The organism is Bradyrhizobium shewense, assembly GCF_900094605.1.
Taxonomy (GTDB): domain Bacteria; phylum Pseudomonadota; class Alphaproteobacteria; order Rhizobiales; family Xanthobacteraceae; genus Bradyrhizobium; species Bradyrhizobium shewense.
In genome coordinates, this window is sequence record NZ_FMAI01000006.1 from 378,964 (window position 1) to 388,883 (window position 9,920).

The following is a 9,920-nucleotide window of genomic DNA, read 5'->3' on the forward strand; positions in this document are numbered from 1 at the left end:
CGGCTCTGCTCAGAAACACAGCGTGGTGACGAGCTTGCCCTGCTTGTCCTTGATCGCATAGGGGCAGCGCAGCCGCTCCAGCGCCTTCTTGGCATCTTCGTCGCCGAGCGCGGCCGCACGCTCGTAATAGGTCTTCGCGGCGTCCTTGTCCTTTGCGCCGCCGCGGCCGCCTTCCGCGAAGGCCCCCATCCGCTCCAGCGCGCCGGGATGGTTTTGCGCCGCCGCTTTCTCGAACAGCCCACGCGCCGCGACGTCGTCCTTCGCACCGCCCGTGCCTTCGGAGAGCATCAGGCCGAGCTGGTACTGCGCCTCCGCATTGGTCTCGGCAGCCTTGCCGAGCAGCGCGCGCGCCTGCGCGGGATCGGCCGGCGCGGCGCCCCCTGCACCGCCGAGCGCAGCGAGGTTGCTGACGCCGCGGGGGTTGCCTGATTGCGCCGCCTTCTCGAACAGTTTTCGCGCCTGCGCCTCGTCCTTGGCGATGCCGGAGCCGGTGCCATAGGCAACACCGAGCTCGACCATGGCTGCGCTCGATCCCTTGTCGGCGGCCTTGCGCCAGGCAGCGATCGCCTCCGCCGTCTGCCGGTTGGCGGCGTAGGCACGGCCGAGCGCGAACATCGCACGGCGCGAGGATGGCGCCGCCTGCTTGCAGAACCTGATCGCCGTCGCAACGTCGGAGGTCGCGATCTCGGCGACGCCCCTCACATCAGCCGGCTTGTCGGGATCGCTGGGATCGGCCGCGACCCGGTCGCACAACACGTGATCGGCCGATTGCGCGCGCGCCGCCAAGGGCGCGGCAAGCGAGAGGACGATGGCAAGGAGACAAGTCCGCATGGTCGTCACGTTGCGTCCCCGCCCCGGCAAATTCAAGGCTCGAGTCCCGATTGGCGCAGGACGGGTACGACCTCGGGCGATGCCAGATAGCGCAGCAGACGGTCCGCGGCGTCGGCGTGCTTCGCGGCGACCATTCGGCCGGCGGAGAACACCGCCGGTGTCTGCAACTCGTGCGGGATCGGACCGACCACCTCGATGCCGGCGACCTGCTTCAACTCGCTGACCTGCTGCACGGCGAGGTCTGCCTCGCCGCTGACGAGACGCTCCGCTGTAAAGCCCTGCTCGACGATGGTCGCCTTTGCGTTGATCTCGGCTGCGATCCCCATCCGCACGATCAACTGGGCGAAGTAGACGCCGCTCGCGCCTAACCGCGAATAGGCGATGGACCGCGCTGCGAGCAGCGTCCTGTGCAGCGCCGCTTCGCTTCCGATTTCGGGATGCGCCTGCCCTGCCCGCACGGCAATGCCGACATAGGATCGCGCCAGATCGGCCGCGCTCCCGGCGAGCACGCGGCCCTCCGCGATCATCTCGTCCAGCCCTTCGCGCGTGAGGATCACGAGATCGGCGGCCTCGCCGTCGCGCAGGCGCTTCAGCAGAGCGAGCGTCGGCGCGAAGTCGGCGTCGATGCGGACGCCGGTTGCGGCTTCGTACGCGGACGACAGGCTGCGCATCGCACCCATCAGGCCGAGCGTCGAAAGCATGCGAAGGTTTTCCATGAGCGATTTCCGTCGCGATCAGGCGCGATGCATCAGCTTGAGCGCGGCGGTCAGGCGCAGGCTGCGCTTGCCGGCAAGCGCAGTCGCCTCCAGCACCGCCTGCTCCGCATTGTAGCTGCCCGAGAAGCCGATACCGACCTCGTGGCCGCCGAAGATCGGGTCGTCCTTGGCCGGCGTGTGCTCCTGGTTGAGGATCTGGCCCTTCCAGCGGCCGTTCGCGGCGGTGTAGCTGCCGAGATAGTAGAATGCCGCATCGCCGCCGAGAATGCGGCCCCGGTTCAGCAGCATCACGCCGGTGAGACCACCGTCCAGACCGTCGAGCATGCGCAGGTGGATGGAGTAGAGGCCGTCGGCGATGCCGGCTTCGCCGACGCCGCCGGCGATCGGCACCTCGTCTTCCGTGATCGGCGTCATCACCGACTGGAAGGGAATGCCGGGCAGCTCCTTCAGCTCGCCCTTGAAGCGATAGAGGTCGCCATCCGCCCAGCCCTTGGCGAGCAAGGTCGCATCATCGGTGCCCGCCATGGCGCGGTAGTTCGGATCGGGGTTATGGCGGACGGTGCTGATCACGACGTCGACGCCGCTGTCGGTCTTCTCGTAGGTGCCGATATGGGCGAAGGCCGAATTGCCGCCGAGCATCTTGCCGTTGCCGGCATGCATCACGCTCCGGCCGACGGCGTCGCCGAGCTGAAATTTCACCTTGTAGAAGCCTTCAAACACCAGCCGTCCCCGGCCCTGCGCGCATCCTGCGGGGCACTCTATCCCGCTTTGGGCCGAGATGGACAGGTTTCACGCGACGCAGCCCTGCTGCGTCACGGGAATGGCTGTCATCAAGATGCTAAAAATCCGCCGGAGCCTTGCAGCTCCGGCGGATTGAAAGCCGACCCGGGCCAGCCCCCCAGCCCGGGCCGGGAGGATCTTAGGCCGCAGCCTTCTTGTCGGCCGGCACGGAGGCGATCGTCTTCAGGATCTGCGAAGCGATCTGGTATGGGTCGCCTTGCGAGTTCGGACGGCGGTCTTCCAGATAGCCCTTGTAGCCGTTGTTGACGAAGGAGTGCGGCACGCGGATCGAAGCGCCGCGGTCAGCAACGCCGTAGCTGAACTTGTTCCACGGCGCGGTCTCGTGCTTGCCGGTCAGACGCTTGTCATTGTCCGGGCCGTAGACGGCGATGTGGTCCATCAGGTTCTTGTCGAAGGCGGCCATCAGGGCCTCGAAATACTCCTTGCCGCCGACCGTGCGCATATACTCGGTCGAGAAGTTGGCGTGCATGCCGGAGCCGTTCCAGTCGGTGTCGCCGAGCGGCTTGCAGTGGAATTCGATGTCGATGCCGTACTTCTCGGTGAGGCGCAGCATCAAATAGCGGGCCATCCACATTTCGTCAGCGGCCTTCTTGGAGCCCTTGCCGAAGATCTGGAATTCCCACTGACCCTTGGCGACTTCCGCGTTGATGCCTTCGTGGTTGATGCCGGCAGCGAGGCAGAGGTCGAGGTGCTCTTCGACGATCTTGCGGGCGACGTCGCCAACGTTCGAATAGCCGACGCCGGTGTAGTACGGGCCCTGCGGCGCCGGATAACCAGCGGTCGGGAAGCCGAGCGGACGGCCGTCCTTGTAGAAGAAGTATTCCTGCTCGAAACCGAACCAGGCGCCGGCGTCGTCGAGAATGGTGGCGCGCTTGTTGGAGGCGTGCGGGGTCTTGCCATCGGGCATCATGACTTCGCACATCACGAGCACGCCATTGGTGCGCGCGGCGTCCGGGAAGACGGCGACCGGCTTCAGCACGCAATCGGAGCTGTGGCCTTCGGCCTGCTGGGTGGAGGAGCCATCGAAGCCCCAGAGCGGAAGCTGCTCGAGCGTCGGGAACGACGCGAATTCCTTGATCTGAGTTTTGCCGCGCAGGTTCGGAGTCGGCGTATATCCGTCGAGCCAGATGTACTCGAGCTTATACTTGGTCATTGAGCCTCTCTGTAGATGATGCGAAAGGTTGGGGGCCTGGCGGCCCCCGAACGTTTTGTACCCGGCCATCATCGGCCGGCCCTTTACAAGCATTTAACGTGCCAAAAGGCCGCAGCGCGGGAGGTTCTCCACCGCGGCTCTCCCCTGCCCGGTGTCGACGCGATGTCGACGGCGTCGTGCGTCATAGCGGCGCACCTTTGCGTGTAGCTGCACCGCAAAAATCCCGCGAAAAACGCCCGATTCTGAAGCAGGCCGGCCCGTGCCGGAGGTTGCCGATGAAACGCGCATCAACGTCCAGCAATTTTCGCAAAGCTCCACGCCCTGCCTAGCAACCTTTGGAATGGCCCAGCCGTTAGCCACCGACACCGTGCCTTAGGGGATGCAGCAGGCCATATGCCTACAAATTGGGCGGAAACTGATTTCGTTTTCAGCACTTTGCATTTCGGGATGCGGGGCCGATATGGGGATTCCAGTAACCACAATCGAACGAGTCGGGCGCACCATGGAGGCCAAGGCGCTTCGACCAAGGAGAAATCGCAATGATGAACAATGGTCTGAGTCACGGATCGGCAACGATCTACCAATTCCCGGTCGGGGGCCGCGCGGCTCTCGCGGGACGCCGCTATGGCGAGACCCGCCTTCCTGCCGATCACGCTTCGCTTCCGGCGAATGTCTCGATCTGCAGCGACAGCTGGTACCACCAGGAGGCGGTCGACGACGCCAAGCCGAAATGGGATCGCTAATGCCTATGGTCGGTTTGAAACCGCCGCGTCCCGCAGGCGCCCGGCGGCAGCTCGAAAAGGGTCGAAACAGCGATGTTTCGGCCCTTTTTGATTCCAGCTGCCCTCCCGGCTAGATCCGGGGCTTTTCGATCGCCGCGCAGGCCGTAACCGGCCGCCTCAGGTGCTTCACCGTGGTGGATCCCGTCTTGGGAATCTTCAGGGTGACCCCCGCCCCCGAATAGCGTGCGCCCGAGACCGACAGCCGCTTGGCGAGCGTGACCGGCTCGCCGTCGATCTGGAGAAAGGCCCGCTTGTCGGCGTCATAAAATGCAACGATGAACTGCGTACCATCGGCGCAGCGATAGGTCTGGAACGTCTGCGCTTCAGTCTGCCGCGCACTGGTCATTCCAGCCGCCAGCATGACGGTCGTCAAAAGAATGGCCTTGTGCCGGCCCATGATCGCCCCCTGTAATAGCTTTCAAGGATGCCCCTCGTGCGTCCAATGGAACCATAACCGAAGCCGATCCCATGTCAGATTCCCCTACTCGTCACCTCGCCCTGCAAGGCGCCAGCAATTTTCGCGACCTCGGCGGCTACCCGACCACCGACGGCCGCACCACGCGCTGGCGGCACATCTTTCGCTCCAACCATCTCGGCCAGCTCACCGCCGCCGATATCGAGATCGTCCGCGCGCTGGGGGTACGAAGCGCTTTCGATTTCCGAGGGGTTGAGGAGCGCGCGGCAGGCGTCTGCGTTGTCAGCGAGATCACGGTGCATTCGCTGCCGATCGAGCCGAGCGTCGTGGCTGCGCTGCGTACCGAACTCGCAAGCGGCACGCTGACTGCACCGGTCGCGCTGGAGCTCATGCGCGAATCCTATCGCAACTACGTTCGCCACCACACGAACAGCTTTCGCAACCTGTTCGGCCATCTCCTCGAAGATCGTGCGCCGCTGGTGATCCATTGCACTGCGGGCAAGGACCGCACCGGCTTCGCCAGCGCGCTGATCCTGCATGCGCTCGGCGTACCCGATGAGATCATTGCCGAGGACTACCTGCTCACCAACCAGCATTACAAGCGCGATGCGACGGCCGCCATCGACCTGCCGGAGGACGTACGCAATGCCATCGGCAGCGTCGAAGCCTCGTACCTTGCCGCTGCATTCGAAGCCATCGGCAGTGAATATGGCGATCTCGAAACCTATTTGCGCGACGCCCTCAAGCTCGGCACGGCGGAGCGGACCGCGCTGAAGGCGCGCTATCTGCAATCATAGACAGCCGTGCCCGGAGAACGATGATGCAAGACAAGGTCCTGATCGTGACAGGCGCACACGGCGCGCTCGGCAAGGTGGTTGCGGAGATCGCACGATCGCGCGGCGCGCGCGTGGCCGGCATCGATCACGCGCCGCAGATTCCCGCAACGCCCGAGAGCATCGAGATCGGCGGCGTCGACCTGTCCGACGCGGCCCAGGCGAAGACGGCGGTTGACGCGGCGGCCAAGCATTTCGGCCGGCTCGATGCGCTGATCAACATCGCCGGCGGCTTCGCCTACGAGACCGTGGACGATGGCGACGTCAAGACCTGGCAGCGCATGTACGCACTGAACGTCCTGACCGCGCTCAACACCTCGCGCGCGGCGCTGCCGCATCTCGCAGCGTCCAGGGCCGGCCGCATCGTCAATATCGGCGCCATGGGCGCGCTCCAGGCAGGCTCCGGCATGGGGCCCTATGCGGCGTCGAAAGCGGGCGTGCATCGGCTCACCGAGGCGCTGGCCAGCGAGTGGAAAGGCAAGGTCACCGTCAACGCCGTGTTGCCGTCGATCATCGACACCACAGCCAACCGCGGCGACATGCCGAAGGCGGACTTCTCCAAATGGGTGACGCCACAGGAACTCACCGAGGTCATCCTGTTCCTCGCCAGCGAGGCGGCCAGCGGCATCACCGGCGCGCTGATCCCGGTCGGAGGACGGGTGTAAACGCGTTGCGTTCGGATCCTCCTGCGCGGCAGCTCTGATTCAATCGGACCCCAGAAGGCTCTAAACTGCCCGCAACTGATTCTCCGACCGGACGCCCCCTTTGGAAACCGCGCTTTACCTCCCCGTCAAACGCTTCCTCGAAGAGCTCGGCTTCACCGTAAAGGGCGAGATCGGCGGCTGCGATCTCGTGGGCCTCAGCGCCGGCGATCCGCCCGTGGTGGTGATCGGTGAGCTCAAGCTCGCCTTCAATCTCGAGCTGATCCTCCAGGCGGTCGACCGCGCGCCGGCCGGCGACGAGGTCTGGATCGCGGCAAAGATGTCGATCCGCGGCAAGGGGCGCGAGAGCGATGCGCGCTATCGCAATCTCTGCCGCCGCCTCGGCTTCGGCATGCTCGGCGTGACCGATCGCGGCCAAGTCGAGGTGCTGGTGAAGCCGCCGACCGCGGCGCCGCGCCGCGAGCCGAAGGTGCGGTCGCGTCTCGTCGCGGAACACCAGCGCCGCCAGGGCGATCCCGTGCTCGGCGGCAGCACCCGCGCGCCGATCATGACGGCCTATCGGCAGCAGGCTCTGGCCTGCGCCTCGGCGCTCGCCGACGGGCCGCGGCCCGTGCGCGAATTGCGCGTGCGCTGCCCTGACGCCGGCAAGATCTTGCTTAACAATGTGTATGGCTGGTTCGAGCGGGCCGACCGGGGAATCTACGGGCTCACCGAGGCCGGGCATGCCGCCCTGAAGCGCTGGCCGCAACAACGGATTGAGATCGATGCCGGTGTCGCGTCACCGCCCTGACACCCGACCGGTGCATAGCTGAGATGCCACACTAATTTCATATTGCAATGCAACATTTGCGGCACTAGGTATCCCGGCATCAAAACGAGGCCGTTATGAGCGCAGACTGGAATACCAAATATGGCACGCGGCGCGTCCGCCATGATCCGCCCACCCTGGACGAGGCGATCTTCGCCGCCGTCGGCATCACCGACGATCATGAGCAGCAGGCCGAGATCGCCGCAGCTCTGATGGGGATGCCGCTTGATGTCGTGCAGGCCGAGGTTAAGAAGCAGGCGCGCACCAACAGCCGCATCACCGCCACGCGCGTGATCGCCGGCGAACAGGGCGCACAGCGGTCGGTGGTGGTCGAACGCCGCGTCGTCCGCCGCTTCAGCGCCGCCACACGCACTGGCACCTAAAGGGCTTCATTCCCTGCTCCCAATACGAAAGCGGACCGGTTTTGCCGGTCCGCTTTTTGATTCCCGACAGTTTCCTGAACTCAGGCGGCGCGATGGCCGTACATGCTGGAGATGATCTTCCAGCAGGTCGAGTTGAAGTTGAGCAAAGCGCGGCCGGCCCTGAACGGCGAGGCCGCGAGATCGGCGAGTTCGGCCTCAGGCGTCTTGGCGAGGTCGATAGTGCCAGTCGATTCGCCGTGGCGGAAAGCCAGATGCGCGCCGAACTTCCTGGCGAGCGCCCGCATGGCGTGATTCTCGGCGCCCGTGGTGATGCGCAGGCTCTTATAGCCTTTCCAGCGCGCTTCAGCGATCAGGCGGCTGAACAAGACCGTGCCGACGCCCTGGCGGCGCGCGGTGGCTTCCACGCTGAAGGCAACTTCAGGCAGCGAACCATCTTCCGGCGGATGCAGCTCGGCAGCACCGCGGACCACGCCGTCGACGATATAGGCGACGATCACGGTGCCATCCTCGGCGCAGCGGGCGGCGTAACGCTCGATGAATGAGTCGTCGAGAAAGCCGTTGAAACGGTCGTGCCGGCTTCCGGCATCGAGCCGCAGCAGATGATCGCGCAGAAGCGGCAATTCTTCCTGCTGGCTCAAGGTCCGCACATAGCCCGGAACCTGGGTTGTGCGGGTGGTGGCCTCAAGGGCCAAATCTTCGAGTGACAAGTCAAAACTCCTCTTGGTGTCCCTCGAGGAGGCGTTCGAATCCCTAGGCCCCCTATATTGTGCATCGCAGCATCTTTTGCAAGACGAGGACCTGCCCAAGTTAGAGGCACGGGAGACGACCAATTCGTTAATAAAATCAACGCCCCGTAGTCTTACAGGACCAGCTGGGTCTGGGTGACCAGGGCGACCAGCTTGCCGTCCTCGGTCTCCAGCCGGGTTGTCCAAACCTGGGTCCGCCGGCCCCGATGGACCGGGGTCGCGGTGGCGACGACCGTGGTTCCCTCCTTCGCCCCGCCGATGAAATTGGTCTTGCTCTCCAGCGTGGTCGTGCCCTTGGCGTCCTCAGGCAGGTTGATCACGGTCGCGGCCGCGCCGACGGAATCCGCCAGCGCCATCACCGCGCCGCCATGGATGGTGTGGTGCAGCGTGCAGAGATCGGGCCGGACTGTCATCCGGGCCACCACGCGGTCCTTCCCGGCCTCGACGAACTCGACGCCCTTGAGCTCGGCGAATGGCATCTTCATCGCTTTAAGTTTCTCGAGCGGCGTCATCAAAAGTCCTCCCAATCGATTGTTGTCCCAACGTGAATTGCTTCGGGCGGCAAAGCAATGACGTCAGAGGTAATGGCCGCCGTGACATCGCCCGGCATTTGCGCGTATGGAACGCCATGCGCCACTTCCCGCCCCGCCGCATCGTCTGCCTGACGGAAGAGACGGTCGAAACGCTCTACCTGCTTGGCGAGCAGGACCGCATCGTCGGCGTCTCCGGCTACGCGGTTCGACCGCCGCAGGTGCGGCGGGAGAAGCCGCGGGTATCCGCGTTCGTCTCCGCGGACATTCCAAATATCCTGGTGCTGGAACCGGACCTCGTGCTGGCCTTCTCCGATCTGCAGGCCGGCATCGTCGCCGATCTCGTCCGCGCTGGCATCGACGTCCACGTCTTCAACCAGCGCGACGTCGCCGGGATCTTGGCGATGATCCGGACGCTCGGTGCGCTGGTCGGCGCGGCGGAACGCGCGGAGAAACTCGCGCAAGGCCTTGAGCGGCGCCTTGCCACGATCGCCGCGACACCCCGCCCCTCGCCGCGACCGAGAGTTTATTTCGAGGAATGGGACGATCCGTTGATCTCGGGCATCGGCTGGGTGTCCGAGCTGATCGAGATTGCCGGCGGAACGGACATCTTTCCGGAACTGCGACGTCAGCAGGCCGCAAAGGATCGCATCGTTGCGGCGGAGGCGGTTCGCGAGGCAGCGCCCGAAATCATCCTCGCCTCCTGGTGCGGCAAGAAGGTCGTGCCAACCCGCATCAAGCAGCGCGACGGCTGGCGCGATATCCCCGCCGTGCGCGACGATCGTATCATCGAGATCAAGTCGCCGATCATTCTGCAACCGGGACCGGCGGCGCTGACGGACGGGCTGGATGCGATTGTGACGGCGTTGTGGGAATAAGCGCTAATAGCGCGGCCACCGACGCTCTCGCGTCCCGGACGCACTGCAACGCCCCAGCGTTGCTGGCAGAGCCGGCAACTGTTATTGGGGGCCGGCCTTCAGGTACGGTTTCCTGTCGCGCATCATAGCGTTAAGGACCGTTAGCAGCTTCCTGGCAACGGCAATGAGGGCGAGCTTGGCCGGTTTGCCGACCTGTCGCAATCTTTCATAGAAGGCCTTGAACGGATCGGCCCGTCGAACCGCGTTGAGAGCAGCCATGTAGAGAGCGTCGCGAACGCGCTTTCGACCGCCGGCGATCTTGCGTTTGCCACGGAAGGCGCCGCTGTCGACGTTGAAGGGGGCAAGGCCGGCGAGCGCCGCGATCTGCTTGGCTCCGACGTGT

At 64.9% G+C, this 9,920-nt stretch carries 14 protein-coding genes; 6 read left to right on the top strand and 8 right to left on the bottom strand.

The window, feature by feature from the left end; genetic code table 11:
- Nucleotides 1–9: 9 nt before the first annotated feature.
- From GA0061098_RS14740 to GA0061098_RS14755, 4 genes are all read right to left on the bottom strand, one after another.
- A complete protein-coding gene (locus GA0061098_RS14740; protein ID WP_165637362.1) occupies nucleotides 10–831 on the bottom strand; it encodes a tetratricopeptide repeat protein in 822 nt (273 codons plus the stop codon).
- Nucleotides 832–863: 32 nt separating this feature from the next.
- On the bottom strand, nucleotides 864–1,547 hold the full coding sequence (locus tag GA0061098_RS14745; RefSeq protein WP_091956953.1) for a substrate-binding domain-containing protein: 684 nt from the start codon (nucleotides 1,545–1,547) through the stop codon (nucleotides 864–866).
- 18 nt (nucleotides 1,548–1,565) lie between these two features.
- Entirely contained in the window at nucleotides 1,566–2,267 is a 702-nt protein-coding gene (locus tag GA0061098_RS14750; RefSeq protein WP_091956954.1) for a GrlR family regulatory protein, read from the bottom strand.
- A 199-nt stretch (nucleotides 2,268–2,466) separates the two neighbouring features.
- The gene (locus GA0061098_RS14755) at nucleotides 2,467–3,501 is read right to left on the bottom strand and encodes a glutamine synthetase beta-grasp domain-containing protein (RefSeq protein WP_091956955.1); all 1,035 of its coding nucleotides are present in this window, start codon (nucleotides 3,499–3,501) and stop codon (nucleotides 2,467–2,469) included.
- Nucleotides 3,502–4,040: 539 nt separating this feature from the next.
- Between GA0061098_RS14755 and GA0061098_RS14765 the strand changes: the two genes are divergently transcribed.
- Entirely contained in the window at nucleotides 4,041–4,244 is a 204-nt protein-coding gene (locus GA0061098_RS14765) for a DUF2735 domain-containing protein (protein WP_018317483.1), read from the top strand.
- A gap of 109 nt (nucleotides 4,245–4,353) precedes the next feature.
- Here GA0061098_RS14765 and GA0061098_RS14770 read toward each other — a convergent pair whose 3' ends face one another.
- A complete protein-coding gene (locus tag GA0061098_RS14770; RefSeq protein WP_091956956.1) occupies nucleotides 4,354–4,680 on the bottom strand; it encodes an MliC family protein in 327 nt (108 codons plus the stop codon).
- 71 nt (nucleotides 4,681–4,751) lie between these two features.
- On the opposite strand from GA0061098_RS14770, the gene GA0061098_RS14775 reads away from it, so the two are divergent.
- The 4 genes from GA0061098_RS14775 to GA0061098_RS14790 all read left to right on the top strand — a co-directional run bounded on the left by GA0061098_RS14775 (nucleotide 4,752) and on the right by GA0061098_RS14790 (nucleotide 7,384).
- The gene (locus GA0061098_RS14775) at nucleotides 4,752–5,495 is read left to right on the top strand and encodes a tyrosine-protein phosphatase (protein WP_091956957.1); all 744 of its coding nucleotides are present in this window, start codon (nucleotides 4,752–4,754) and stop codon (nucleotides 5,493–5,495) included.
- A gap of 23 nt (nucleotides 5,496–5,518) precedes the next feature.
- Nucleotides 5,519–6,196: an SDR family oxidoreductase gene (locus tag GA0061098_RS14780; protein WP_091956995.1), complete on the top strand. Its 678-nt coding sequence runs from the start codon at nucleotides 5,519–5,521 to the stop codon at nucleotides 6,194–6,196.
- 100 nt (nucleotides 6,197–6,296) lie between these two features.
- Nucleotides 6,297–6,983, top strand: a complete 687-nt coding sequence (locus GA0061098_RS14785) for a DUF2161 domain-containing phosphodiesterase (protein ID WP_091956958.1) — start codon at nucleotides 6,297–6,299, stop codon at nucleotides 6,981–6,983.
- A gap of 95 nt (nucleotides 6,984–7,078) precedes the next feature.
- A complete protein-coding gene (locus GA0061098_RS14790; RefSeq protein ID WP_028144951.1) occupies nucleotides 7,079–7,384 on the top strand; it encodes a hypothetical protein in 306 nt (101 codons plus the stop codon).
- 80 nt (nucleotides 7,385–7,464) lie between these two features.
- On the opposite strand, the gene GA0061098_RS14795 is transcribed toward GA0061098_RS14790, so the two are convergent.
- Together GA0061098_RS14795 and GA0061098_RS14800 are read right to left on the bottom strand one after the other, a co-directional pair.
- Nucleotides 7,465–8,076 (bottom strand): GNAT family N-acetyltransferase, encoded by a 612-nt coding sequence (locus GA0061098_RS14795; protein WP_091956959.1) that lies wholly within the window; start codon nucleotides 8,074–8,076, stop codon nucleotides 7,465–7,467.
- A gap of 167 nt (nucleotides 8,077–8,243) precedes the next feature.
- A complete protein-coding gene (locus tag GA0061098_RS14800) occupies nucleotides 8,244–8,642 on the bottom strand; it encodes a PaaI family thioesterase (RefSeq protein ID WP_091956960.1) in 399 nt (132 codons plus the stop codon).
- 116 nt (nucleotides 8,643–8,758) lie between these two features.
- Here GA0061098_RS14800 and GA0061098_RS14805 point away from each other — a divergent pair, with 116 nt between their 5' ends.
- Entirely contained in the window at nucleotides 8,759–9,538 is a 780-nt protein-coding gene (locus GA0061098_RS14805; protein WP_091956961.1) for a cobalamin-binding protein, read from the top strand.
- An 81-nt stretch (nucleotides 9,539–9,619) separates the two neighbouring features.
- Here the strand turns inward: GA0061098_RS14805 and GA0061098_RS14810 are convergent.
- Nucleotides 9,620–9,920: transposase (locus GA0061098_RS14810; RefSeq protein WP_129590863.1), on the bottom strand; the 301-nt coding region annotated here is incomplete at its 5' end.